The sequence below is a fragment of the Jatrophihabitans fulvus genome (genome assembly GCF_054781375.1).
Genome location: NZ_BAAGUN010000008.1, coordinates 250,810 through 276,251, shown reverse-complemented (window position 1 = coordinate 276,251; position 25,442 = coordinate 250,810). Strand labels below are relative to the sequence as shown.

Genomic DNA, 25,442 nt, shown 5'->3' with positions numbered 1-25,442 from the left:
GCGTCACTGTAGGCACCTGCCGTGCGGTGGGGGCTATGCCGCGGCCGCGACGCCACTAGGGTGACCGACGTGGACCTTTCGGCACTGGTGAAGGCGTACGACGTCCGGGGCGTGGTGCCCGACCAGCTCGACGAGTCGATCGCGAGGGCCATCGGCGCCGCGTTCGTCGACGTCACGGGGGCGACCCGGTTGGTCACCGCCCACGACATGCGCGAGTCGGGCCCCGGCCTGGCGCGCGCCTTCGCGCAGGGCGCGATGCTGCGCGGCGCGTCCGTCGTCGAGGGCGGGCTCGCCTCGACCGACATGCTCTACTTCGCCTCCGGTCACCTCGACCTGCCGGGCGCCATGTTCACCGCGAGCCACAACCCGGCGAAGTACAACGGCATCAAGCTGTGCCGCGCCGGCGCGGTGGCCATCGGCCAGGACACCGGCCTGTCCGAGATCCGCGATCTCGCCGGCCGCTACCTCGACGAGGGCGTCCCCGAGACCGGCCAGGTGAACGACGTCGAGCAGCTCGAGGACCTCCTCGCCGACTACGCCGCGCACCTGCGCGGTCTCGTCGACCTCTCGGGCATCCGTCCGCTGAAGGTCGTCGTCGACGCCGGCAACGGCATGGGCGGTTACACCGTCCCGGCGGTGCTGGGCGACAGCGTGCTACCGGCCCTCCCGCTCGACATCGTGCCGCTGTACTTCGAACTCGACGGCTCGTTCCCCAACCACGAGGCCAACCCGCTGGAGCCCGCGAACATCGTCGACCTGCAGCAGCGCGTCGTGGCCGAGGGCGCCGACCTGGGCGTCGCCTTCGACGGCGACGCCGACCGCTGCTTCGTCGTCGACGCCGAGGGCAAGGCGGTGTCGCCCAGCGCGATCACCGCTCTGGTGGCCACCCGCGAGCTGGTGAAGTCGCCCGGCAGCGCGGTGATCCACAACCTGATCACGTCCCACGCCGTGCCCGAGATCGTCCGCGAACACGGGGGCGAGCCCATCCGCACCCGCGTCGGGCACTCGTTCATCAAGGCCGAGATGGCCAAGGCGAACGCGGTCTTCGGCGGCGAGCACTCGGCGCACTACTACTTCCGCGACTTCTGGTTCGCCGACACCGGCATGCTCGCCGCGATGCACGTGCTCGCCGCGCTCGGCGAGCAGCCGGGCACGCTGGCCGACCTCACCGCCGAGTTCTCGCGCTACGTCGCCTCCGGCGAGATCAACACCACCGTCGACGACCAGGCCGCGCGGGTCGAGAAGATCCGCGAGACCTTCGCCGAGCGCGCGAGCAGCATCGACGAGCTCGACGGGCTGACCGTCGAGCTGCCGGACGGTACGTGGTTCAACGTGCGCGCCTCGAACACCGAGCCGCTGCTGCGCCTCAACGTCGAGGGCCCCACCGAGGACGCGATGGCCGCCGCCCGCGACGAGGCGCTCCAGGCGATCCGGGGCTGACGGTGACGCTCGACGACCTGCTGCTGTCGGTGCTGGCGTGCCCCAGCGACGACCACGCTGCGCTGCGCCCCGATCGCCGTGACGGTGCGGACGTGCTGGTCTGCACCCACTGCGCGTCCGTCTTCCGCATCGACACCGTGGGCGGACAGTCGATCCCGGTCCTGCTGCCCGACGAGGCCGAGCCCGGCCCGAACGGTCTCGGGGTCGCGGCGGGAACCGGGTCGGGTGGCTGAGTTCGACGAGGCGGTCCTCGACGACCCGGCCCGCCTCGACCAGCGCGACGAGCACCGGCTTCTCTGGGCGCTGGCGACCGCCGGCGCCCAGGTGCGGCGCGCGGTCGAGACCGAGGGCGACTTCGGCGTCGATCGGCTCGCCGATGCCGGCCCGCCGCGCGCCCTGCTCGTGGCCACGGACGGGGCGCCGGGCGCCTCACGACTGATCACCCGCCTGGCGTGCACCCGCGCGCCGGCCATGACGTGGCACGGCGCCGAGCTGCCCCGGTGGGCCGGCCCGGCCGACGCGTTGCTGATCGGGTCGGTCGACGGCCGCAACCGGCGCCTGGCCGAGCTGGCCGCGCAGGCGTCCCGGCGGGGACTCGTGACCGCCGTCGTCGCCCCGGGCGGCACCCAGCTCGCGGCCGCGGCCGGCCGCTCGCCGCTGCACGAACTGCCGGGCTCGCTGCACCCGCGGGCGTCCCGGTGGTCGGTGCTCGCGCCGCTGCTGCAGGCCCTGGACGTGCTCGGTCTCGCCACGATGCCGCGCGAGGAACTCATCGAGACCGCCGACGCCCTCGACGCACAGGCCGAGGCCTGCCGTCCCGACGGCGAGGCGTTCACCAACCCGGCCAAGGCGCTGGCGGCCGAGTTCGCCGAGGCCGACCCGCTGGTCGCCGGGGCCGGCGCCGTCGCCGGTGTGGCCGCCCGCGCCGTGAGCGATTCGCTGCAACTGTTCGCGGGGGCCGCCTCGACCTCGGTGTCGCTGCCCGACGGCGCCGGGCGCGCCGCGTCGTTGCTGCGCCGCTCCGCCACCACCGGTGCGGATGCCGCGGACGACCTGTTCCGCGACCGGGTCGACGACGTGCCGGCGCGCCGCGCCCGGCTGCTCGTCGTGGGCGACGACGGCAGTCCGGACGACCCGCTGCTGGGCGAGCGCTCCGAGGCCCAGATCCAGCTCGACGAGGTGGCGGCGCGGCGCGCGGCGGCCGCGCTGCGGCAGCTGGCGTCCGCTCTCGGGCTGCGCGCGTCCGGGGTCGACGTGCCCAGCGGCATGCCCGTCACCCGTTTCGCCGCGGCCACCGCGTTCGGCGATTTCACCGCCGCGTACCTGGCCTTCGGGCTGGGACGCGATCCCGGTGCACCGTCCCCCGAGGAGGCCCCGTGAGCGGAGCGTGCGTAGCGAACCGGGGTCACAGCGCGCCTGGTGCCTCGTGCGCGCCCGGAGCGAAGCGAGGACGTGCATGAGCGCGGGTGGCAGTTCGAAGGCGATCTTCGCGGCGCTGGGCGCCAACCTCGGCATCGCGGTGATCAAGTTCGTCGCGTTCGCGATCACCGGGTCGTCGTCGATGCTGGCCGAGGGCGTGCACTCGGTCGTCGACTCCGGCAACCAGGGTCTGCTGCTGCGCGGCCAGCGCCAGGCGAAGCGCCGCGCCGACGCCGACCACCCATTCGGTTACGGGCGCGACCGCTACGTCTACGGCTTCCTCGTGGCGCTCATGCTGTTCTCCGCGGGCGGGTTGTTCGCCCTCTACGAGGGCATCGAGAAGATCCGCCACCCGCACGAGCTCGAGTCACCGATCGTGGCCGTCGTCGTGCTCGTGGCCGCGATCGGGCTCGAGTCGTTCTCGCTGCGCACGGCGGTCAAGGAGTCGCGGCACGTCAAGGGCGACGACACGTGGATCGGCTTCATCCGGCACGCCAAGAACCCCGAGTTGCCGGTCGTCCTGCTCGAGGACATCGCCGCGCTGACCGGTCTGGTCCTGGCCCTGGGCGGTGTCGGCCTGGCGACCCTGACCGACGAGCCGGTCTGGGACGGCATCGGCACCTGCGCCATCGGTGCGCTGCTCATCGCGGTCGCCTGCGTGCTCGTGGTCGAGACCAAGAGCCTGCTGCTCGGCGAGTCGGCCGCGCCGGTGCAGGTGAGTGCGATCGAGCGCGCCCTCGTGGGGGAGGGCGTCGAGCGGGTGATCCACCTGCGCACGATGCACCTCGGCCCGGACGAGCTGCTCGTCGCGGCGAAGGTCGCGATGCCGCCCGGCGCGCCCGCCGCCGACGTGGCCCGCGCGATCGACGCCGCCGAGGCCCGCGTCCGCGCGGCCGTGCCGAGCGCCCGGGTGATGTACCTCGAACCCGACCTGGACCGCTCCACTGCCGACGGTGCCGCGGTCGCGCCCACGTGATCGTCGCCCTGGACGGCGTCGTCCGCCACTACGCGTGGGGCTCGACCACGGCGGTGCCCGAGCTGCTCGGCACGCGCCCGGACGGACGTCCGGTGGCCGAACTGTGGTTCGGCGCGCACCCCGACGACCCGTCCCCGGCCATCGGCGACGAGCTCGCGGCGGGCGCCCGGCTCGACACCCTCGTCGACGCCGATCCCGCCCGGATGCTGGGTGCCGCCGTCCTGAGCCGCTTCGGCCCGCGGTTGCCGTTCCTGCTCAAGATCCTCGCGGCCGACACCGCGCTGTCGATCCAGGTCCACCCGACGCTCGACCAGGCGGTCGCCGGGTACGCCGCCGAGGACGCCGCCGGCGTGCCGCGCGGCGCGCCCGAGCGCAACTACCGCGACCCGAACCACAAGCCGGAACTGCTGTGCGCGCTCACCGGGTTCGAGGCGCTGTGCGGGTTCCGCCCGGTCGAGCGGACCCGTGCCCTCGTGAGCCGGCTCGCAGTGCCGGAGCTCTCGTTCCTCGAGCCGCTGCTCACCGGGCCCGACCCGTTGCGCGCGGCGTTCGAGGCGGTGCTCACCCACGACGACACCGCGGCGCTGAGCGAGGCGCTCGCCGCCGCCGTCGGCGAGCGGGAGATCGACGACCCGCTGCGCGGCGTCGCCCTGGCCGCGGCCGACTTCCCGGGCGACGTCGGGGTCGTGCTGGCACTGCTGCTCAACCATGTCGTGCTCGCGCCGGGAGAGGCGATCTACCTGGGGGCGGGCAACGTGCACGCCTACCTGCGCGGCACCGGCGTCGAGATCATGGCGAACAGCGACAACGTGTTGCGCTGCGGTCTCACCCCGAAGCACGTCGACGTGCCCGAGCTGCTGGCCGTCACCGACTTCTCGGCCCTGCTCGACCCGCGGCTGCCGTCCGTGGACGGGGCCTTCGACGTCGCCGTCCGCGATTTCCGGCTCACCCGCCTGCACCTGGACGGGAGGGTCACCCTCGAGGAGCGCGGGCCGTTGATCGTGCTCTGCGTCGAGGGCGACGCGCGGGTCGGCGACGTCGCGCTGACCCCCGGCCGGGCCGCCTTCATGTCCGCCGACAACCCCAGTGCGGTGCTCGACGGCCACGGCCTCGTCTTCGTGGCCGGTACCCGCGCCTGAGAGGCCCGGCCGCGAATCTGACACGACCGTGGTAAGTTTCTTGCCGATGCAGTCCATGACCATCACGCAGGCAGCGGCGGCGACCGGGTGGTCGCAGCGGATGCTGCGGTACCTGGAGCAGGCCGGCCTCGTGGCCGCGCTGCGCACGCCGGGTGGTCACCGGCATTACGGACCGCGTCAGATCGAGCGCCTGCAACGGTTGCGGGAGCTGCTCGACACGCACGAGCTCGGCATCACCGAAATCGTGTTCGAGCTGCGGATGCGCACCGACCCGCGACTCGCCCGCGCCGTGGACGAGTGGTTCGGTCCGATCCACCGCTCCGCCGCACCACCGGAGTCGGAGATCTTCCGCCGGCTCGCCACGGTGGACGCCCACAGACAGCCCATGTCAGAAGGAGTGCATGTGACCAGCACGCTCACCCCGGATTCCGCCGGCAGCGTCACCGACTTCAAGGTCGCCGACCTGTCGCTCGCCGCGTTCGGCCGCAAGGAGATCGAACTCGCCGAGCACGAGATGCCCGGCCTGATGGCGCTGCGCCGTGAGTTCGCCGGCTCGCAGCCCCTCAAGGGCAAGAAGATCGCCGGCTCGCTGCACATGACCGTGCAGACCGCCGTCCTCGCCGAGACGCTCGTCGCCCTCGGCGCCGACGTCCGCTGGGTCAGCTGCAACATCTTCTCCACGCAGGACCACGCGGCCGCCGCGACCGTCGTCGGCCCCAACGGCACCCCGGAGAACCCCCAGGGCATCCCGGTCTTCGCCTGGAAGGGCGAGACGCTGGAGGAGTACTGGTGGTGCACCGAGCAGATGCTCACCTGGCCCGACGGCTCCGGCCCCGACTCCATCGTCGACGACGGCGGTGACGCGACCCTGCTGATCCACATGGGCACCGAGTACGAGACCGGCGGCGTCGTGCCGCAGGCCGAGGACACCGACTCGGAGGAGTACCAGGTCATCCTCAACCTGCTGCGCCGCTCGATCGTCGACCACCCGGGCCGCTACACCCGCATGGGCGCCGCGATCATCGGCGTCACCGAGGAGACCACCACGGGCGTCCACCGCCTGTACGAGTTCGAGCGCGCCGGCACGCTGCTGTTCCCGGCGATCAACGTCAACGACTCGGTCACCAAGAGCAAGTTCGACAACAAGTACGGCTGCCGCCACTCGCTCATCGACGGCATCAACCGCGGCACCGACGTCATGATCGCCGGCAAGCTCGCCGTCGTCTGCGGCTACGGCGACGTCGGCAAGGGCTCGGTCGAGTCGCTGCGCGGCCAGGGCGCCCGCGTCGTCGTCACCGAGGTCGACCCGATCTGCGCGCTGCAGGCCGCCATGGACGGCCTCGAGGTCGTCACCCTCGAGGACGTCGTCGGCAAGGCCGACATCTTCATCACCACGACCGGCAACAAGGACATCATCATGGCCGACCACATGGCCGCGATGAAGCACCAGGCGATCGTCGGCAACATCGGCCACTTCGACAACGAGATCGACATGGCCGGCCTCGCGAAGGTCCCCGGCATCAAGAAGACCGAGGTCAAGCCGCAGGTCCACGAGTGGACGTTCCCCGACGGCAAGAAGATCATCGTGCTGTCCGAGGGCCGCCTGCTGAACCTGGGCAACGCCACCGGGCACCCGAGCTTCGTGATGAGCGCGTCGTTCGCCAACCAGACGATCGCCCAGATCGAGATCCACAAGAACCCGGACAACTACATCGTCGACGGCAAGCCCACCGTCACCACGCTGCCGAAGCACCTCGACGAGAAGGTCGCCCGCCTGCACCTCGACGCGGTCGGCGCCAAGCTGACCCAGCTCACCAAGGAGCAGGCCGAGTACATCGGTGTCGACGTGGCCGGCCCGTACAAGTCGGACCACTACCGCTACTAGGAGCGAGCGCAGACGAGCTTGCTCGTCTGCCGAGCGACGACGTACCGGTTGAGCGCCGAAGGCGCGATCACCGCTACTGACCCGGACTTCTCTGATGTAGTCCGGACCCAGCACCACCTGACGGGCCCGCTGTTGCTTCTAGCTACCAGCGGGCCCGTCGCCCGTTAAGTAGAACCAGCGTCCCTCTTCGTTCCGGACGAAGCGGCTGCGCTCGTGCAGCACGTGGGGTTCGCCGGCCACGCGGTAGTGCGCGCGGAACTCGACGGTGCCCGTGATCCCGTCGTCCGAGGCCGCGAGCACCCGCAGTCGAGTCCAGCGCACGGAGGGGTCGAGCGTCAGCTCGTCCGGACGGGTCGAAGGATGCCAGGTGCGCAGCAGGTGCTCGCGCAGGCCGAGAGCGAACGCGGCGTACCGCGAGCGCATGAGCGCCTCGGCGTCCGCCGCTGGTGCGCCGTGGTGCAGCGGCCCACAGCATCGGCCGTAGGTCGAGCCGCTTCCGCACGGACAGTCACCGCTGTCGTCCATCGACATCACGCGAACTTAGCTTCAACTGCCGGATCTGCCACACTGCGTCTCGTGACCGTGAGTGACCGCCGCGTGCAGCCGTTGCCCGTCACCACGCCGCTGCCGCCCGCGCCGGACGCCGAGTTCGACCGCATGGCGGCGCTGACCCGCCGGGTGCTGCGGGTGCCCGTCGCGCTGGTGTCGCTGGTCGCGTCCGACTGCCAGGTCGTGCCCGGGCTGGCGGGCGATCTGCCCGACCTCGACGCGACGCGCACCAACGACCTGTCGTTCTCGCTGTGCCAGTACGTGGTGCGCGGGGCCCAGCCGTTCGTCTTCGCCGACGCCGCGGAGGTCGACTTCCTGGCCGACAACCGCTCGGTCACCGAGCTGGGCATCGTGTCGTACGCGGGCATGCCGCTCGTCGACGCGAAGGGTGTCGCCTTCGGCTCGCTGTGCGCGATGGACCTCGTGCGCCGCGACTGGAGCGACGAGGAACTGGACACGCTGCGCGACCTCGCCGCGGCCGTCTCGTCGCAGTTCCGGCTCCGGGAGATCAGCACCCGCACCGCGGTGAGCGCCGATCGCGACCGCATCGCCCGCGACCTGCAGAGCGCCGTCATCGGCGACCTCTTCCGGCTTTCGATGACGCTCGGCAGCGTCCGGACGATGTCGTCCGGCAGCTCCGAGCGGGCGCTGGCCGGGGCGATCGACACCGTCGACACCGTCATCGCGCGGATCCGCAATTCGGTCTTCGACGTCGATTAGCAGGACCTTCGTCCTCGGTTTCGCGGCAGGCCTCCCGTGTGTGATTCGTGTTAGGTACGGTCTGCGGCATGACGGAAGGGCCGAAGCTCGGGGTGCTCGTGGAGCGGCGTCCCGCCGAACCGCGCGACACCGCGCTGCTGCGGGACCTGTTCGCCGAGAGCCACGACGACCTGCTGGCGCTGCCGCCGGAGACCCGTGACCTGATCGTCGACATGCGCTTCCGGGCGCTGCGCCGCCGGCACCAGCAGGCGCATCCCGGAGCGCGACGTGACCTGCTCGTCCTCGACGGGATCGTCGTCGGACAGCTGCTGACGGCCGAGGAGATCGCGACGGTGCACCTGCTCGAGCTCGACGTCCGGCCCGCCTACCGGGGCCGGGGCCTCGGGGGCAGGGTGCTCGCCGACCTGCTGGCGGACGCCGACGCGACCCGCCGGGTCGTCCGCTTCTGCGCGTGCGACATCTCGTGCGAGTCCGCCGCCGCGACGCAGCGGTGGCTGCGCCGGCACGGCTTCGCCGGCGGCACGACGAGCCCGTCCGACCTCGTCCGGCGCCCGGGCGCCGCCGCCTGACCCGGACCGCTGCGACGGTCCCTCCCTTGTCACACTGCGACGTATGCGCGCGCAGCCCGGCATCTTCGCCCTCGGCACGACCGACCACTGCTACCTCGAGCTCGACCTGCTGCCGGGCGCCGACGCGAACGCGGCCGTGGCGGCTGCCGTCCGCCTCGAGACCGAACTCGCCTCCACCGGCGGGGTCAACGTCGTGATCGGGGTGCGGCCGTCGCTGTGGCAGCGCATCGCCGACCCCGCCGACGTCCCGGCGGACGTGACCGACTGGAACGACCCCGTGGTCGGCCCGGACGGCTTCACCATGCCCGCCACCCCGCACGACCTGTGGGTGTGGATCGCCGGGGGCGACCGGTCGCCGGTGTTCGACCTCGCCCGGGACGCGATCGCCGCCCTGGCCCCGCATGCGGGTGTCGCCGCCGAGGTGACGGGCTGGCTCTACCGCCACGACCGCGACCTCACCGGCTTCGTCGACGGCACCGAGAACCCGTCCGCCGGCGAGGCACCCGACGTCGTCGCGGTGCCCGACGGCCGTCCCGGGGCGGGCAGCAGCGTGGTGCTGCACCAGCTGTGGCGGCACGACTCGGCGGCCTGGTCGGCACAGCCGGTCGAGGTGCAGGAGCGCGCGATGGGCCGCACCAAGGCCGACAGCGTCGAGCTGGACGAGGACACCATGCCCGCGGACTCCCACGTCTCGCGCACCGTGGTCGAGGTCGACGGCGAGGAACTGGACATCTTCCGCCGCAACGTCGCGTACGGCGGCGTCACCGACCACGGCACCGTCTTCGTCGGGTTCAGCCACGACCAGTGGCGCATGGCCGAGATGCTGCGCCGCATGGCGGGCGTCGGCGACGGCATCCGTTGCGCGCTGACCCGCTACGTCGTGCCCCTCACCGGCGCGTACTACGTTGTGCCGTCGCTGGAGGCGCTCGCGCGGGTGTGAGGCCGGTTCCCAGCGACGGATGGAATCATGGGCGCGTGAAACCCCGCGTTCTCGTCGTCGACGACGACTCGGCCCTCGCCGAGATGCTCGGCATCGTCCTGCGCGCCGACGGTTTCGACCCCGCCTTCGTGGCGGACGGGTCCCGGGCGCTGAAGGCGTTCCGCGAGGTGCGGCCCGACATCGTCCTGCTCGACCTCATGCTCCCGGGCATGTCCGGGCTGGACGTGTGCCGGTCGATCCGCGCCGAGAGCGGCACGCCGATCATCATGCTGACGGCCAAGACCGACACCGTCGACGTGGTGCTCGGGCTCGAGTCGGGCGCCGACGACTACGTCATGAAGCCGTTCAAGCCCAAGGAGCTCGTCGCCCGCATGCGGGCCCGGCTGCGCCACCACGACGAACTGGCCGGCGAGACCCTGACCATCGGTCCGCCCGACTCGCCGGTCACGATCGACGTCCAGGCGCACCAGGTGACCCGTGACGGCGAGGCGCTCGCGCTCACGCCGCTGGAGTTCGACCTGCTCGTCGCGCTGGCCCGCAAGCCGCGCCAGGTCTTCACGCGCGAGGTGCTGCTCGAGCAGGTGTGGGGTTACCGCCACGCCGCGGACACCCGCCTGGTGAACGTCCACGTGCAGCGGCTGCGTGCCAAGGTCGAGCGCGACCCCGAGCGTCCCGAGGTCGTGCTGACCGTCCGCGGCGTCGGCTACAAGGCGGGTCCGCCGTAAGTGGGTGAGGCGTTGCCGGCCGCGAGCGCGGGTCCGGCGTCTGCGAAGTCCCGGCTGGCCGGTGCCTCCCGGGCCTTCGGCGACGTCACGCGGCGGCTGTCGACCCGCGCGCTGAACACGTGGCGACGGTCGTTGCAGGTGCGCGTCGGCACCACGACCGTCCTCGTGTCGGGCCTCATGGTGCTGGTCATCGGGTTGTTCCTCGTCGACAAGGTGGCCGGCGGCGTGCTCGGCGCCAAGCAGGACGCCGCCGTGAACCAGGCACGCATCGGCCTGCAGACCGCCAAGAGCGTCTTCTCCGACGTCGACGCGGGCGTGCCGGCGGACGTGTACGAGGCCCAGCAGCAGATCCTCGCCAGCCTCACCGCCGGCGGCACCAGCTCGGGCGCGGGCCTGTTCACCATCGCCATCGAATCGGCGCAGGCCATCGCCGGGCAGCGTCCGACCGTGAAGATCCCGGCCGCGCTGCGGGCCACCGTCCGCGCCGGCAACCTGGCCACGCAGTACGCACCGGTGCAGCGCACGCCGACGTCCGACGAGCTCGTCCCGGGACTGATCGTCGGCGAGCCGGTGCAGGCGCAGTCGGGGCTGTTCGAGCTGTACTACCTGTTCCCCCTCGACGCCGAGCAGCAGACCATCGCGCTCATCCAGCGGACGGTCCTGATCGCGGGGCTCGCGCTCGTCGTGCTCGTGCTCGGCATCGCGCTGCTCGTCACCCGGCAGGTGGTGCGTCCGGTGCGGGTGGCGGGGGAGACCGCCGGACGGCTCGCCGCGGGCGACCTCAGCAAGCGCATCACCGTCAGCGGCACCGACGACATCGCCCGGCTCGGCCGCTCGTTCAACGACATGGCCGACAGCCTGCAACGCCAGATCCGCCGTCTCGAGGACCTGTCGCGGCTGCAGCGCCGCTTCACGAGCGACGTGTCGCACGAGCTGCGCACCCCGCTGACGACGATCCGCATGGCGTCCGAACTGCTCTACGCCAGCCGCGACGAGTTCTCGCCCGAGATGACGCGCGCGGCCGAGCTGATGCACGACGAGCTCGACCGGTTCGAGTCGCTGCTGGGCGACCTGCTCGAGATCTCCCGGCACGACTCCGGTGCCGCGCACCTCGAGTCCGCGCCGGTCGACATCCGCGCGACCGTCGACGCCGCGGTCGAGGCCGCCCGGGTGCTGGCCGAGGCGCACGGCAGCGAGCTCGAGGTGGTGCAGCCGGCCGTCCCGGTGTCGGTCGACATCGACACCCGCCGCGTCGAACGCATCCTGCGCAACCTGCTCAACAACGCGCTCGACCACAGCGAGGGCAAACCCGTGCTCGTGACGGTCGGGTACGACGCGGACGCCGTGGCCATCACCGTCCGCGACCACGGGGTGGGGTTGCGCCCGGGTGAGGCGGCGCTGGTGTTCAACCGGTTCTGGCGCGGCGACCCGTCGCGCAGCCGGCTCACCGGCGGCACGGGGCTCGGCCTGGCGATCGCGCTCGAGGACGCCCGGCTGCACGACGGGTGGCTGCAGGCGTGGGGTGAGCGGGGCCGCGGCGCGCAGTTCCGGTTGACGCTGCCCCGCCGCGCCGGTCACACGCTGATGCACTCGCCGTTGCCGCTCGACCCCGAGGAGACCGACGAGGAGGACGAGTCATGACGACCGTCGGACGCCGCACCCTGTTCTGGCTCGCCGCCGTCCTGCTCACTCTCGCCGGCTGCACCGGCGTGCCCGGCTCGTCGTCACCGCGCACGGTCGAGTCGATCGACATCACCGGTGACAGCGAGGCGGCGATCCCCGGACCGACCCCCGGCGCGCCCGCGCGCACGATCGTGCAGGACTTCCTCGCCGCCAACCCCGTCGACCAGAGCAACCATGCGGCGGCGCGCAAGTACCTGTCGCCGGGCGCGCGGCGCACGTGGTCCGACGCGTCGGCCACCATCGTCGCCAACACGACCGTGAACCGGTACGAGGGCGGCGTCGTCACCGTCAGCGGACGCTTCGTCGGCTCGCTCACCCCCGCCGGCGTCTTCGTGCCGCAACCGGTCGGCATCGGCGACGGCGGCGACACCCAGCGGTTCACCTACAAGGTCGGCAGGGTCGACGGCGAGTACCGCATCACCGGGCCCGCGTCCGGGTTGCTGCTGACCGTCGACCAGTTCAAGCGGTACTACCAGCAGCACGCGCTCTACTTCTTCGACGCCGCGCGCCGCTACCTCGTGCCCGACACCCGCTGGAGCGCGCTCAGCGGCCTGCCGCTCGCGAACTGGCTGTGCGGTCAGCTCGCGGCCGGCCCGCGATCGGACCTCGTCGCCGGCGTCACCGTCGACACGTTGCCGGGGCAGGCCAACGCCCGCCGCGTCACCGCCACCGCGGGCAACCCGTTGCGCGTCGAGGTTCCCGGCTCGGCCCAGCTCGACCCCGCGTCACGATCGCAGCTCGCCGCCCAGCTGGCGGCCACGGTCACCGACCCGGCGTCGCCGGAGCAGATCCTCATGACCGACGGCGGCAGCACCGTGCCCGTGCCCGGGTTCCGCGGCGGGCAGTTCACCGCGGCCGACCTGTACCCGAGGTACGCCCCGCCGACCCTGCCGGCCGACGTGTTCTACGTGCGCTCCGGCAACGTGGTGCAGGACGGCATCGGGGCGCTGCCGGGCAAGCTGAAGAACAGTCCCTATGCGCTCACGTCCGTGGCCGTCGCGCGGGCGGCCGACGGGTCGCTGCTCGTCGCCGGGGTCACGCCCTTCCCCGGCGGGACGAAGGGCAACACCCTCGTGCTGGGCACGGCCGCGTCCGGGTACCGGCTCACGTCCGTGCGCAAGGTGACGTCCAGACCCACGTGGGCGCCGTCCACCGGCGCGACCTCCCCGCGCGAGGTGTGGGTCGGCGTCGGCGGGCAGCTGACCCGCGTCACGGTGTCGGGCAACCGCGGCACGCCCGCGCCGGTCTCGCTCAACACCGGCGCCGGCGGCGGGCGCATCACGGCGGTGCGACTGAGCCCCGAGGGCGCCCGCCTGGCCATGGTCGTCAACTCGCAGAACGGCGCGCGCCGGCTGTACATCGGCACCATCGCGCGCACCGCCGGGCAGGTGCGCGTCGACTCGGCACCCACGATCAGTCCCGAGGGCGTGACCGTCGACGACGCCGCCTGGATCGGCACCCAGAAGCTGATCGCGATCGGGGCGCTGCGGGCCAGCGGCGGCATCAGCGGCGACCCGCGCATCTTCGAGACGAACGTCGACGGGTCCAACTGGTCGGGACGCTCCCCGGGATCCGGACTGCCGACCGCCCCCGACAGCGTGACCGTCGCGATCAGCCAGTTCGCCTGGGTGTCGGCGAACGACACCGTCTGGGAGCAGTTCGGCCGCAGCTGGTCCTCGCCGGGCGCGACCGACCAGACGCTGGGGACGAACCCCGTCTACCTCGAGTAACCGGCCGTCCACACGGTGGGGCGACACACCGCTCGCCGTCCCCAGGCCGGTCGTCGGCACCGGCGGACCGCGGCCGTCGCGGCCAGGCTCGACCCGTGCTCGCGCCGCTCGCCGACATCGTCGATCTCGTCCTGCCGCGCCGCTGCGTGGCGTGCCGGGCGCCCGGTGCGGCGTGGTGCGCCGACTGCCGTCCCGAGCCCGAGGGGGTGGTCGCGTGGGCGGGGGACGTCACCGTCCACGCGGCGGTCGCCTACGAGGGTGCCGTCCGCCGGGCCTTGATCGCGTACAAGGAACGCGGCCGGCGCGATCTCGCCCCGCCGCTGGCCGCGCTGCTGGCGGTGGCGGTGCGCGCGTGCGTGTCGCCGGCGGCCGGACGTCCGGTGCTCGTGGCGCCGCCGACCGACCCGCGCACCGCCGCCCGCCGGGGCGGCGACCACGTCGTCCGGCTCGCCCGCCGGGCGTGCCCCGCAGGCGCGACCGTCGCGGCAGGTGCGGTGCGGACGGCCCGCCGGGTCGACGACTCCGCGGGCCTCGGCATCGACGAGCGCGCACGCAACCTGCACGCCTCGATGCGGACGGTGCCCGGCCGGCTGCGTCCGGGCGTGGCCGTGGTCCTGGTCGACGACATCGTCACCACCGGGGCGACCCTGCGCGAGCTCACCCGCGCACTCCGGGCCGCCGGTCACCCGGTCGTCGGCGCCGCGGTCGTCGCGGCGACCCAGCGGCGGGTGCCGCGGCGGCTGTGACCTCACCCGACACCTCAGCGTGTCCGGGTGATCCCACTGGCAGGTCTCAGCCGAGCGGTCTAGCGTGAGCCGGACCACACAACGATCCAGGTGCGCCGACCGGCTACCCCCGACGATCGGCCGCGGCGCACCGCGAGCACGGTGGAGGTCGCATGACAACTGTCGCCGGCACGAACGAATTCGCCGAGACCACGGACATCGACGACCAGTCGGAATCCGGCACCACGATGGAGATCGTGGTCCGGGGCCGCAACGTGGTGGTGCCCGAGCACTACCGGCGCCACGTCGAGGAGAAGCTGGGCAAGCTCGAGCGCTACGACCAGAAGATCTTCCGCACCGACGTCGAGCTGCAGCACGAGAAGAACCCGCGCCAGAACGGCAGCTGCCAGCACGTCGAGATCACCTGCCGCACCCGCGGACCGGTCGTGCGCGCCGAGGGGTGTGCCGAGGACTTCTACTCCGCTCTCGACCAGGCCGCCGACCGCCTCGAGCGCCGGCTGCGGCACGCCGCCGACCGCCGCCGCATCCATCACGGCCGCCGCCGCCCGCCCTCGGTCGCCGAGGTCACCGCCGAGCTGGCCGCCGCCATGGACGTCGCCCCCGAGTCGATCGTCGCCACCGGCGGTGGCGCCACCGAGGGCGATGCGGGCGCCGCGGGCACGACGGCCGCCTCGGCCGCTGCCGACCCGTTCGAGCCGCCGGACGACGGTCCCGGTCGCGTGGTGCGCGAGAAGACGCACCCGGCCACGCCGATGTCCGTCGACCAGGCCCTGCACGAGATGGAACTCGTGGGCCACGACTTCTACCTGTTCAAGTGCGTCGAGACCGGACGGGCGACCGTGGTCTACCGCCGCCACGCCTACGACTACGGGCTCATCCGCCTGGGCGACTGAGCCCGCCGCCGGCATCCGACGGGGCCCGCTTCGCGTGCAGCGCGAAGCGGGCCTCGTCGTCGAAACCCCCGCCCGGCCGCCGCAACCGACCCCGCAGCACGCCCTCGCGCTCGAACCCGGCCGCGAGGGCGCTGCGCTGTGAGGCCACGTTGCCGGTCTTGGCGCCGAGTTCGACGCGCGCGTACCCCTGCGCGAACAGCCACGGGGTGACCAGCCGCAGCGCCCGGGCGGCGTACCCGTGGCCGCGGAAGTCGGGGTGCACGACGTAACCGAGGCCCACGACCTGGGGCGGTCCCGCCTGGCGGACGGCCACCGATCCGGCCGTCCGCCCCGTCGCCGCGTCGACCACCGCGAGCAGCGTGCGGGCACCGACGAGCAGGTCCAGGGCCGAGCGGTCACAGATGCGTTGCCAGTGGGCGTCCGGCCGCCGCGGGCCGCCGAAACCGGTCGCCTCGGTCACCGCGTCCTCGTCGCTGTCGCGCAGCGCCGGCGCGTCGGCGCCGGTCAGTGGCCGCACGACGACCGTCCCGTCGCTCAGGCCGGCTCGCGGCAACGGGGCGAACGTCGTCGGGACGGGTCCGGACGGCTCGCCGGCCGTCCGCCCGAAGCAGGCGAGGTCGCCGGGACCGAGCGCCCCCACGGGCGCGGCGGCGGCCATCACGCCCTCGAAGCGGAACCCGGCGCGCAGGGCGGTCGAGGCCGACGCCACGTTGCGGACGTCGCAGAACAGCCCGACCCGCCCCAGGCCGTGGTCGAGGGCGAACCCGGTGAGCAGCGTCGTCGCGGCCGTGGCCCAGCCGTGGCCGCGCGCGTCGGGCGCGACCCAGAAGCCGACCTCCGGGTGGTAGCCGGAGATGCGCAACGCGGCGGCGCCGACGACGGTGCCGCTCGCCCGCTCGACCACGGCGCAGCCCAGGCCGGTGCCGTCGACGCGCCCTTCGTGGCCCGTGCGGGTGACGAAGTCCCGGGCGTCGCCGGGTGTGTAGGGGTCGGGCAGCACCAGGAAGTCGTGCATCGAGCGGTCCTGCATCACCGCGTGCACGCGCGCGGCGTCGTCGGGCCGCCACGGTCGCAGCACCACCCGCTCGTCACCCAGTTCGAGCCTCGAGAAGGCGGTCGGGTCCATGCCCACGAGCTGCGCCAGACGTCCCATTCGCACAGATTGCCACGCTGCGGGGCCTGCGGGCGGGCCTCCGTAGGGTGGACGGGTGATCGCGACGTTGCGCCGGCTGCCCTGGACGACCGTGCTCCCGGCGCTCGCCGTCGTGCTGCTGGTCGCCACCTTCGGCCGCGATCTGCCGGTGCTGCTCTACGTCGTGGTGGGTGCGTTCCTCATCGGCGCGGTGCTGTCGGCGGTGCACCACGCGGAGGTGGTCGCCCACCGGGTGGGCGAGCCGTTCGGGTCGCTCATCCTGGCTGTGGCGGTCACCGTCATCGAGGTCGGTCTCATCGTCACGTTGATGGTCGGTGGTGGCGACAAGGACACGTCCACGCTCGCCCGCGACACCGTCTTCGCGGCGGTGATGATCAGCGTCAACGGCATCGTCGGCCTCGCGCTGCTCGCGAGCGCGCTGAAACACCATCTGGCGATGTTCAACCCCGAGGGCGCGGGCGCGGCGCTGGCCACGGTGATCGCGCTGGCGACCCTGACCCTGGTGCTGCCGACCTTCACGACGTCGAAGCCGGGCCCGGAGTTCTCCGGCACGCAGCTCGTCTTCGCCGCGATCGCGTCCCTGGTGCTCTACGGCCTGTTCGTGTTCACCCAGACCGTCCGCCACAGGGACTTCTTCCTGCCCGTCGACTCCGAGGGCAACACCCGCGACCTGGACGGCGACGGACATGCCGACCCGCCCACCGGGCGCGCCGCGCTGCAGAGCCTCGGGCTGCTGCTCGTCGCGCTCGTCGGCGTCGTCGGCCTGGCCAAGGTCGCGTCGCCGGGCATCGAGGACGGGGTCGATGCCATCGGCTTCCCGCAGACGTTCGTGGGCGTGGTGATCGCGCTGCTCGTGCTGCTGCCCGAGAGCATCGCCGCCACCCGCAACGCGCTGCGCGAGCGGGTGCAGGTCAGTCTCAACCTCGGCTACGGCTCGGCGATGGCCTCCATCGGGCTCACCATCCCCACCATCGCGGTCGCCTCGATCTGGCTGGACGGCCCGCTCAAGCTCGGCCTGGACGCCACCCAGATCGTGCTGCTGGTGGTCACGGTCGCGGTCGGCACGCTGACCGTCGTGCCCGGACGGGCGAAGCCGCTGCAGGGCGGGCTGCACCTCGTGCTGCTCGCGGCGTTCGTCTTCCTCTCGATCCGTCCCTGAGCCCGCGGCGGGGTCCGGCCCCTGAGCCTTCCCGGGGCCCGGCCCGTACGATGACCGCGTGGTTCTCCAGCGAATTCTGCGTGCCGGCGAAGGCAAACAGGTCCGGCGGCTGTCCTCGATCGCCGATCACATCGAGACGCTCGAGGACGACTACGTCGACCTGACCGACGCCGAACTGCGCGCGCTGACCGACACCTTCAAGGAGCGTCTCGCCGACGACGAGACGCTCGACGACCTGCTGCCCGAGGCGTTCGCCGTCGTCCGCGAGGCCGCGCGCCGCACGCTGGGCCAGTTCCACTACAAGGTGCAGCTCATGGGCGGCGCCGCGCTGCACCTCGGCAACATCGCCGAGATGAAGACCGGTGAGGGCAAGACGCTGGTCTCGACGCTGCCGTCCTACCTCAACGCGCTGTCGGGCGAGGGCGTGCACCAGGTCACGACCAACGACTACCTCGCCAGTCGCGACGCCGACTGGATGGGCCGCGTCCACCGCTTTCTCGGCCTCACCGTCGGCAAGATCACGAACAACATGCCGCCGGAGCAGCGGCGTGCCGCGTACGCCGCCGACATCACGTACGGCACCAACAACGAGTTCGGCTTCGACTACCTGCGCGACAACATGGCGTGGTCGCTCGACGACCTCGTGCAGCGCGGCCACAACTTCGCGATCGTCGACGAGGCCGACTCGATCCTCATCGACGAGGCCCGCACCCCGCTGATCATCAGCGGTCCGGCCGAGGAGAACCAGCGCTGGTACCTCGAGTTCGCGCGCATCGCGCCGCGGATGAAGAAGGACACGCACTACGAGGTCGAAGAGGGCAAGCGCACCGTCGCCGTCACCGAGGACGGCGTCGCGTTCGTCGAGGACCAGCTCGGTATCGACAACCTCTACGAGGCCGCGAACACCCCGCTCGTCGGCTACCTGAACAACTCGCTGAAGGCCAAGGAGCTGTTCAAGCGCGATCGCGACTACATCGTCACCGACGGCGAGGTCATGATCGTCGACGAGTTCACCGGGCGCGTGCTGCAGGGCCGGCGGTACAACGAGGGCATGCACCAGGCCATCGAGGCCAAGGAGGGCGTGCAGATCCAGCAGGAGAACCAGACCCTCGCGACGATCACCCTCCAGAACTACTTCCGGCTCTACTCCAAGCTGTCGGGCATGACCGGTACGGCCCAGACCGAGGCCGCCGAGCTGCACCAGACCTACAAGCTGGGCGTGGTGCCGATCCCCACGAACAAGCCGATGGTCCGCAAGGACGAGACCGACTTCATCTACAAGACCGAGGACGCGAAGTTCGCCGCCGTCATCGACGACATCGAGGAGCGGCACGAGCAGGGCCAGCCCATCCTCGTCGGCACCGCGAGCGTGTCCAAGTCCGAGCGGCTGAGCTCGCTGCTGCTGCGCAAGGGCATCCCGCACGAGGTGCTCAACGCCAAGCAGCACGAGCGCGAGGCGGCGATCATCGCGAACGCCGGCCGCAAGGGCGCCGTCACCATCGCGACCAACATGGCCGGTCGCGGCACCGACATCCAGCTCGGCGGCAACCCCGAGTTCACCGCGGACGTCACGCTGCGCGAGCAGGGCCTCAGCCCGGACGAGACGCCCGAGGAGTACGAGGCCGCCTGGGCCGACACCCTCGAGCAGGCGAAGTCCGAGACCGACAAGGAGCACGAGGAGGTCGTCGAGCTCGGCGGCCTGTACGTGCTCGGCACCGAGCGGCACGAGTCGCGCCGCATCGACAACCAGCTGCGCGGCCGCTCCGGCCGGCAGGGCGACCCGGGCGAGTCGCGGTTCTACCTGTCGCTCGGCGACGACCTCATGGTGCGCTTCAACGGCGAGCGGGTCGCGGCGATGATGAACATGCTGCGGCTGCCCGAGGACGTCCCCATCGAGGCGAAGATGGTCAGCAAGGCCATCCAGTCGGCGCAGACGCAGATGGAGCAGCAGAACTTCGAGATCCGCAAGAACGTCCTCAAGTACGACGAGGTGATGAACAAGCAGCGCACCGTCGTCTACGAGGAGCGGCTGCGGGTGCTGCAGGGCGCCGACCTGTCGGACCAGATCCGTCCGATGATCGACGACGTCGTCACCGATTACGTCAACGGCGCGACCGCCTCCGGCTACCCGGAGGAATGGGACCTCGACCAGCTGTGGACGGCGCTGAAGACGCTCTACCCGATCTCGCTGACGCAGCAGGAGGCCATCGACCAGGCCGGCGGCGAGAAGACCGACCTCACCCGCGAGTTCCTCGTCGAGGAGCTCGTCGCCGACGCGCAGGCCGCCTACGACCAGCGCGAGGAGGACCTCGGCCCCGAGGTCATGCGCGAGCTCGAGCGGCGCGTGCTGCTGTCGGTGCTCGACCGCAAGTGGCGCGAGCACCTGTACGAGATGGACTACCTGCAGGAGGGCATCGGCCTGCGCGCGATGGCCCAGCGCGACCCGCTGGTCGAGTACAAGCGCGAGGGCTTCGACATGTTCGCCGCGATGATGGACGGGGTGAAGGAGGAGTCGGTCGGGTTCCTGTTCAACCTCGAGGTCGAGGTCGACGAGACCGGTGACACGACCGCGTCCGTGCCGGGCGCGTCCGCGAACGCAGCCGGGGCGGCCGCGGCCCTCGCCGAGGCCGAGGAGCTGGCCGACGAGGTCCGTGACGACGAGCCGCAGCTCGACGTCTCGATGCTCAAGGCCGCGCAGGACGAGCACGATGCCGTGCAGACCGAGCGGTCGCCGCAGATCAAGGCCAAGGGCCTCGACCGCAACCAGAGCAAGCAGCCGCTGACCTACAGCGCGCCCGACCTCGGGTCCGACGAGCCGTCGGTGTCGACGGAGTCCGACGGGGCCGGCGCCAAGGCCGGCAGCGCCACCGCGAAGCGGCAGCAGAACCGCAGCAACCCCAACCGGGGCAACCGGGGCAACAAGCCGCAGAACCGCAACAAGCGCAAGCGCTGACGAACCCGGACAGACCCGTCCGGACCGCTGCAGCCCCCGGAATCAGGGGGCTGCGCGACGGTCCCCCCGGATGCCGCCGCGCAGCCTGCTCCTGAATACCCGCGGCCGAAGCGCGGGTCCCGGACGTGTCAGCTTTTTGTCACGCGTGCCCGGTGGCCGCGGATTCGGCGGGGGTTCCGGTCGCGTCCGCCGTGGGTCGTCAGCCGAGTTGCAGGCGGGTGAGGCGCCAGCGGCCGTGGTGTTCGTCGAGTCGTAGCGCCATGGCGCGCACCCGGTCGCCGACCTCGAGGGTCACGCTCAACTCGGCGGCCCCCTCGGCGGGTTCCGACGCGCGCACGGTGCGGACGGCGGCGCGGTGCAGCCAGTGCCGCGGGCCGGTGGTGCCGACCGGTTCGAGGTCGTGACCCAGCCCGCGCAGGATCGACGGGCTCAACATCGCCCCGAGCTGCGGCAGCGGACGCCGGCCGGCCGCCGCCTCGATCAGGCCGACGATCAGCACGTAACCCCACCGTGCCGGATCGGGCAGGCCCGGCGGCCGTGGAGGCGTCGCCGCGAGCGGCAACGGCGTGGGCCGCGGCGGTGGCGCGAACGGCAGCGGACGGTCGGCCGGCCCGACGAGCGGCGGCTCGGTGAGCTCGTCGTCGAACGGCGGTTCGCGCCGCGGCGCCGCGCGCACGACGACGCGCAGCGGTCGGGGTGCGGGCGGGCGCCCGGCAGCGGACGGTGCGGGCGGGACGGACACGGCGGCGGTCATCGGTCACCTTCCGGAGCGGTGGGCAGGTGCAGGACCTGTCCCGGCACGACGTGGTCCGGGTCGGCGCCGACGACGGCCCGGTTGGCGGCGTAGAGCCTCTGGACGAACGGCGCGACGGCGCGCGCGTCGTGGGTGTCGAGCCGGTGTTCCGCGATCGACCACAGGCACTGTCCGGGGCGGACGGTGACGACGTGCGACGAGGCCGACGCACCGGCCGGAGGCGTCCGCGTCGGGCTGTGCGGGTGCTGCGGGTGGTGGGGTGTGGTCGGCGGCGCGCCGGGCGGGGTGTGCCCGGTGCCGCTGGGCCAGGCGGGCCCGGGAACCGGCGGTGGCGTCGGCGGGATGGCCCGCGGGGCGGCGAGGCCGGACGAGGCGCCGGTTCGGCTGCCGTCCATCGCGACCTGCGCGGCGGGGCGTCCTGCCGGGTTCCCCGCGGCGCCCGGGTGCTCCGGGGTGCGGGCGCCGGCGGCGACGGGAGCGAGCAGCACGCCGAGCCCCACCGAGCCCGCCACCATCCGGCGGACCGCCGCCGGGAGGGCGACCTCGGCGACGGACTGTGCCCACCGTCCGGCGGCTCCCGGCAGCCCGGCCGCCACGACCGCCACCAGGCCGGCGGCGACCCACACCGCGACGAGCCACAGGGCGGCGGAGCCGACGGTCACGGTCACGTGGTCGGCGCCGGTCTCGGCCAACCACGTCCGCGGGTGGGCGAGACCTCGGCCCAGGGCGGACACGTCCGAAGTCGCCAGTGCCAGAACGGCGGCGTCGGCGGAGGCCAGGGCGGCGAACCGGACGGTGACCATGCTCGATCCTTTCGTTTGCTTGCGTTTGCCTTTATAAGCGTCTGATTGCGACCGGTCAACCTTCTTGGGCGGTGCGAGATGCGGACGTCGCGGCGCGGCGGCACGATCGAGTCATGCGGTGGGAGGGGCTGTTCGCCGATCTCGAGGCGCAGGCCGAGGCGCTCGAACAGGCCGAGCGCGCGGCCGAGGTCGAGGAACGCACCCGCGCCGAGGTGGGCCGGCTCGGTGTCCACGAACGGCTGCGCGCCGGGGTCGGGATGGCCGTGCGGCTGCGGGTGGCCGGTGGGCTCGCGCTGGCGGGCCGTCTGGACCGGGTCGGTCCCGACTGGCTGCTGATCGCCGAGGACGCGGGGCGGGAGGCCGTCGTCGCCACTGCCGCGCTGCTCGGGGTGCGCGGGCTCGCGCGGTGGTCGGCGGCGCCGGGCGGCGAGGGTGTGGTCGCGTCGCGGTTGACGTTGCGGCACGCGCTGCGCGGTGTGGCCCGCGACCGGGCGGTGGTGCGCGTGCACCTGGTCGACGGCAGCACCCTCGACGGCACGCTCGACCGGGTCGGGGCGGACTTCGTCGAGCTGGCTGCGCACGCACCGGGCGAGGTGCGGCGCCGGAACGACGTGCGCGAGAACGAACTGGTCCCGCTCCCGGCCCTGGCCGCGGTGCGGCGGGCGGGCGGCTGAGCTGTCGGCGCGCGGGCGACCCGCGGGTCAGGACTCCGGTTCGGCCTCGACGAACGGGTGTTCGGCGATGAACGCGCTGGTCTGGCGGTACATGCGGGCGATGTAGTCCTCGAGGCGGGCGCGCTCGACGCGCCACTGGCCGCGGCCGCCGATCTTGATCGCCTCGAGCTCGCCGTTGCGGACGAGTGCGTAGGCCTGCGACGCGGAGATGTTGAGGATCTCGGCGACGTCGGTCAGCGTCAGGAAGCGGGGTTCGGCGGCCATCGGTCACGAGTGTGGCATCCGCCGGGGTGGCTGTTGCGTTGTCCACAGGCTGGCTGTCCGATTCGCGAGGTATGCCTCGCTCGGGCAGCATGGTTCGCGTGACGGACATTCCTGGCGCCTCGCCCGAGCCGAGACGGGTGGCCACCCCACGATGGCTCGACCTGCGCCTGGTGCTCGGGGTCGTGCTGGTGCTCGGTTCCGTGCTGCTCGGGGCCACGCTCGTGTCCCGCGCCGGCGACACCCAGGGCGTGGTCACCGTGACGCGCGACCTGGCGGCCGGTACGACGCTGCGCGCGGGCGACCTGCGCGTCAGGCAGGTGCAGCTGCCCGACGACGACCGCGCCCGGTACCTCGCCGACGTCGACGCCGCGGTCGGCCGGACCCTGCGACACGGCGTGCGCGCGGACGAACTGCTCCCGGCCGGCGCCGTGACGACTGCGCCCGAACGCACCACGGTGACCGTCGCGCTGGCGGCCGGCGCCGCCCCCGACCTGCGCGCCGGCCAACGCATCCGGTTGTGGCTCTCGACGCCGGCGTGCGCGTTCGTCGTGCTCCTGCCCGACGTCACCGTGCAGGCCGTGCGCGACGGCGGCGACGGGTCGTTCGCCGCGAGCGGGGACGGCCAGAACGTGGTCATCAGCGTCGAGCCGTCACTCGCCCCGCGGGTGGTGGCCGCCCAGTCGATCGACGACGCGCAGGTGCGCGCCGGTGTGCTCGAGGGCGGCCCGCAGGAGCCGTCCGCCTCGGGTGCCCCGTCGTCGGGTGGCCCGTCCTCCGGTGCCCCGTCGTCGGCCGGCGGTCTGCCGGCCGATCTCGCCGCCTGCGCCGGGTCGCAGGGCGCGGGAGGGGCGGGCACGGAGTCACCGGCGCGATGAGGCTGCCGGTGCTGTGCGCCGCCGACGGCGCCGCGTGGGAGGAACGGCTCGTCCGCGAGCTCGGGCCCGGCGCGCCGATCGACGTCGTGCGGCGCTGCGTCGACGTCGTCGACCTGCTGGCCGTGGCCGCATCCGGGCAGGGTCGCGCCGCGCTGGTGGCCGCCGGCCTGCCCCGGCTCGACGCCGACGCCGTCGACCGGTTGCTCGCGGCCGAGGTCGTGCCGGTCGCGGTGGTGCCCCGCGCCGACCACGAGGTCGAGGACCGCATGCGCGCGCTCGGCATCGTCCACGTCGTGCCCGACGACGCGGACCCGTCGGTGGTGGCGACGGTGCTCGCCGAGGCGGTGCGCGGGGGTCCCGCGAGCTCGTCCGGCGCGGCCGACGGGGCTCGCACGACCACGCCGCGCGATCGCGCCTTCGCCGACCCGTCCGTGTCGATGGCGGTGCCGCCCGGGGAGGGCGAACCCGTCACCGGCGCCGCCGCCCGCCGCGGCACCGTCGTCGCCGTCTGGGGGCCGACCGGTGCGCCGGGCCGCACGACGGTCGCGACCGGGCTCGCCGACGAGCTCGGCCGGCTCGAACCGCCGTCGCCGCACCCGCCGCCCTCGACGTTGCTGATCGACGCCGACGTCTACGGCGGCACGATCGCGGCGGTGCTCGGGCTGCTCGACGAGTCGCCCGGTCTGGCCGCGGCGTGCCGGCAGGCCTCGAGCCGTCGGCTCGACGCCCAGGTGCTCGCCACCCTGTGCTGGCAGCTCGGGCCGCAGCAGCGGGTACTGACCGGGCTGCCGCTCGCGTCCCGGTGGCCGGAGCTGCGTCCGCCTGCGGTCGCGTCCGTACTGGCGGCCGCTCGCACGCTCGCCGACTTCACCGTGGTCGACTGCGGCTTCTGCCTCGAGACCGACGAGGAGCTGTCGTTCGACACCCTGGCCCCCCGCCGCAACGGCGCCACGCTGGCCGTGCTCGACGACGCCGACCTCGTCGTCGCGGTGGGCTCGGCCGACCCGATCGGCATGCAGCGGTTGGTGCGCGGCCTGACCGAACTGCGCGACGCGGAGATCGCCGCGCCCGTGTGGGTCGTTCTCAACCGGGTGCGCTCGGCCGCGGTGCCGGGTGACACCGGGAACGAGCTGCGGGCCGCGCTCGAGCGGTTCGCCGGACGTCCGCCCGCGGCCCTGCTGCCCGCCGACGGCAAGGCCCTCGACGCCGCGCTCGCGGTCGGTCGCACGCTGCGCGAGGCGGCGCCGGCCAGCCCGCTGCGCCGGGGCCTGGTCGAGTTGGCCGCGAAGCTGGCCGGGGTGCCCGTGCCGTCCGGACGGCGGGGCAGGCGTCGCGCGAGGTCTGGGAGGATGGCGGTCGGCCGGTAGCGGGCCGACGTGGTGATCGGGGAGGC

Annotated in this window: 24 protein-coding genes and 1 pseudogene; 20 read left to right on the top strand and 5 right to left on the bottom strand. The window is 73.1% G+C overall.

Annotation, left to right across the window (positions count from 1 at the left end; genetic code table 11):
• Positions 1-69 precede the first annotated feature (69 nt).
• From ACYVP9_RS22570 to ahcY, 7 genes and pseudogenes are all read left to right on the top strand, one after another.
• A complete protein-coding gene (locus ACYVP9_RS22570) occupies positions 70-1,440 on the top strand; it encodes a phosphomannomutase/phosphoglucomutase (RefSeq protein WP_460607228.1) in 1,371 nt (456 codons plus the stop codon).
• 2 nt (positions 1,441-1,442) lie between these two features.
• A complete protein-coding gene (locus tag ACYVP9_RS22565; protein WP_460607227.1) occupies positions 1,443-1,673 on the top strand; it encodes a Trm112 family protein in 231 nt (76 codons plus the stop codon).
• Positions 1,666-2,820, top strand: a complete 1,155-nt coding sequence (locus tag ACYVP9_RS22560; RefSeq protein ID WP_460607226.1) for an SIS domain-containing protein — start codon at positions 1,666-1,668, stop codon at positions 2,818-2,820. Before ACYVP9_RS22565 ends, ACYVP9_RS22560 begins: the two co-directional genes overlap by 8 nt.
• Before the next feature lie 76 nt (positions 2,821-2,896).
• A complete protein-coding gene (locus ACYVP9_RS22555; protein ID WP_460607225.1) occupies positions 2,897-3,835 on the top strand; it encodes a cation diffusion facilitator family transporter in 939 nt (312 codons plus the stop codon).
• Positions 3,835-4,974 carry a mannose-6-phosphate isomerase, class I gene (gene manA / locus ACYVP9_RS22550; protein ID WP_460607258.1) on the top strand — a complete coding sequence of 380 codons (1,140 nt, stop codon included), beginning with the start codon at positions 3,835-3,837 and terminating at the stop codon, positions 4,972-4,974. Before ACYVP9_RS22555 ends, manA begins: the two co-directional genes overlap by 1 nt.
• A gap of 46 nt (positions 4,975-5,020) precedes the next feature.
• Positions 5,021-5,206, top strand: a pseudogene (locus ACYVP9_RS22545) (MerR family transcriptional regulator); the annotation flags it as partial.
• A gap of 153 nt (positions 5,207-5,359) precedes the next feature.
• The gene (gene ahcY / locus ACYVP9_RS22540; protein ID WP_460607257.1) at positions 5,360-6,859 is read left to right on the top strand and encodes an adenosylhomocysteinase; all 1,500 of its coding nucleotides are present in this window, start codon (positions 5,360-5,362) and stop codon (positions 6,857-6,859) included.
• Positions 6,860-6,997: 138 nt separating this feature from the next.
• Here ahcY and ACYVP9_RS22535 read toward each other — a convergent pair whose 3' ends face one another.
• Positions 6,998-7,384 carry a YchJ family protein gene (locus ACYVP9_RS22535; RefSeq protein WP_460607256.1) on the bottom strand — a complete coding sequence of 129 codons (387 nt, stop codon included), beginning with the start codon at positions 7,382-7,384 and terminating at the stop codon, positions 6,998-7,000.
• A 51-nt stretch (positions 7,385-7,435) separates the two neighbouring features.
• Here ACYVP9_RS22535 and ACYVP9_RS22530 point away from each other — a divergent pair, with 51 nt between their 5' ends.
• The 8 genes from ACYVP9_RS22530 (at position 7,436) to hpf (ending at position 15,414) form a co-directional block, all read left to right on the top strand.
• Entirely contained in the window at positions 7,436-8,128 is a 693-nt protein-coding gene (locus tag ACYVP9_RS22530) for a GAF domain-containing protein (protein ID WP_460607224.1), read from the top strand.
• 68 nt (positions 8,129-8,196) lie between these two features.
• Positions 8,197-8,697, top strand: coding sequence for a GNAT family N-acetyltransferase (locus ACYVP9_RS22525; RefSeq protein ID WP_460607222.1), 501 nt, complete (start codon positions 8,197-8,199; stop codon positions 8,695-8,697).
• Between the two features lie 43 nt (positions 8,698-8,740).
• Positions 8,741-9,637, top strand: coding sequence for a Dyp-type peroxidase (locus ACYVP9_RS22520; protein WP_460607220.1), 897 nt, complete (start codon positions 8,741-8,743; stop codon positions 9,635-9,637).
• Between the two features lie 35 nt (positions 9,638-9,672).
• On the top strand, positions 9,673-10,362 hold the full coding sequence (gene mtrA / locus ACYVP9_RS22515) for an MtrAB system response regulator MtrA (protein ID WP_460607219.1): 690 nt from the start codon (positions 9,673-9,675) through the stop codon (positions 10,360-10,362).
• A complete protein-coding gene (gene mtrB, locus ACYVP9_RS22510; protein WP_460607217.1) occupies positions 10,363-12,003 on the top strand; it encodes an MtrAB system histidine kinase MtrB in 1,641 nt (546 codons plus the stop codon).
• A complete protein-coding gene (locus tag ACYVP9_RS22505) occupies positions 12,000-13,775 on the top strand; it encodes an LpqB family beta-propeller domain-containing protein (RefSeq protein ID WP_460607216.1) in 1,776 nt (591 codons plus the stop codon). The genes mtrB and ACYVP9_RS22505 overlap by 4 nt, the downstream gene beginning before the upstream one ends.
• 95 nt (positions 13,776-13,870) lie before the next feature.
• Positions 13,871-14,521, top strand: coding sequence for a ComF family protein (locus tag ACYVP9_RS22500; protein WP_460607215.1), 651 nt, complete (start codon positions 13,871-13,873; stop codon positions 14,519-14,521).
• Positions 14,522-14,748: 227 nt separating this feature from the next.
• Positions 14,749-15,414 carry a ribosome hibernation-promoting factor, HPF/YfiA family gene (hpf, locus tag ACYVP9_RS22495; RefSeq protein WP_460607255.1) on the top strand — a complete coding sequence of 222 codons (666 nt, stop codon included), beginning with the start codon at positions 14,749-14,751 and terminating at the stop codon, positions 15,412-15,414.
• On the opposite strand, the gene ACYVP9_RS22490 is transcribed toward hpf, so the two are convergent.
• Complete coding sequence (locus tag ACYVP9_RS22490; protein WP_460607214.1) at positions 15,395-16,567, bottom strand: GNAT family N-acetyltransferase; 1,173 nt, start codon at positions 16,565-16,567, stop codon at positions 15,395-15,397. The two genes, hpf and ACYVP9_RS22490, sit on opposite strands and share 20 nt — an antisense overlap.
• 55 nt (positions 16,568-16,622) lie before the next feature.
• Here ACYVP9_RS22490 and ACYVP9_RS22485 point away from each other — a divergent pair, with 55 nt between their 5' ends.
• Positions 16,623-17,726 (top strand): calcium:cation antiporter, encoded by a 1,104-nt coding sequence (locus ACYVP9_RS22485; protein ID WP_460607213.1) that lies wholly within the window; start codon positions 16,623-16,625, stop codon positions 17,724-17,726.
• 58 nt (positions 17,727-17,784) lie between these two features.
• Positions 17,785-20,679, top strand: coding sequence for a preprotein translocase subunit SecA (gene secA / locus ACYVP9_RS22480; RefSeq protein ID WP_460607212.1), 2,895 nt, complete (start codon positions 17,785-17,787; stop codon positions 20,677-20,679).
• A 199-nt stretch (positions 20,680-20,878) separates the two neighbouring features.
• On the opposite strand, the gene ACYVP9_RS22475 is transcribed toward secA, so the two are convergent.
• Both ACYVP9_RS22475 and ACYVP9_RS22470 read right to left on the bottom strand, forming a co-directional pair.
• Complete coding sequence (locus tag ACYVP9_RS22475; RefSeq protein WP_460607211.1) at positions 20,879-21,433, bottom strand: Rv3235 family protein; 555 nt, start codon at positions 21,431-21,433, stop codon at positions 20,879-20,881.
• The gene (locus ACYVP9_RS22470) at positions 21,430-22,236 is read right to left on the bottom strand and encodes a LysM peptidoglycan-binding domain-containing protein (protein WP_460607210.1); all 807 of its coding nucleotides are present in this window, start codon (positions 22,234-22,236) and stop codon (positions 21,430-21,432) included. Before ACYVP9_RS22470 ends, ACYVP9_RS22475 begins: the two co-directional genes overlap by 4 nt.
• A gap of 113 nt (positions 22,237-22,349) precedes the next feature.
• Between ACYVP9_RS22470 and ACYVP9_RS22465 the strand changes: the two genes are divergently transcribed.
• The gene (locus ACYVP9_RS22465; RefSeq protein ID WP_460607209.1) at positions 22,350-22,910 is read left to right on the top strand and encodes a hypothetical protein; all 561 of its coding nucleotides are present in this window, start codon (positions 22,350-22,352) and stop codon (positions 22,908-22,910) included.
• Between the two features lie 27 nt (positions 22,911-22,937).
• Here ACYVP9_RS22465 and ACYVP9_RS22460 read toward each other — a convergent pair whose 3' ends face one another.
• Positions 22,938-23,174: a helix-turn-helix domain-containing protein gene (locus ACYVP9_RS22460; RefSeq protein ID WP_460607208.1), complete on the bottom strand. Its 237-nt coding sequence runs from the start codon at positions 23,172-23,174 to the stop codon at positions 22,938-22,940.
• A gap of 98 nt (positions 23,175-23,272) precedes the next feature.
• Between ACYVP9_RS22460 and ACYVP9_RS22455 the strand changes: the two genes are divergently transcribed.
• Positions 23,273-24,049: an SAF domain-containing protein gene (locus tag ACYVP9_RS22455; protein ID WP_460607207.1), complete on the top strand. Its 777-nt coding sequence runs from the start codon at positions 23,273-23,275 to the stop codon at positions 24,047-24,049.
• Positions 24,046-25,416, top strand: a complete 1,371-nt coding sequence (locus tag ACYVP9_RS22450) for an AAA family ATPase (protein WP_460607206.1) — start codon at positions 24,046-24,048, stop codon at positions 25,414-25,416. Before ACYVP9_RS22455 ends, ACYVP9_RS22450 begins: the two co-directional genes overlap by 4 nt.
• Positions 25,417-25,442 lie beyond the last annotated feature (26 nt).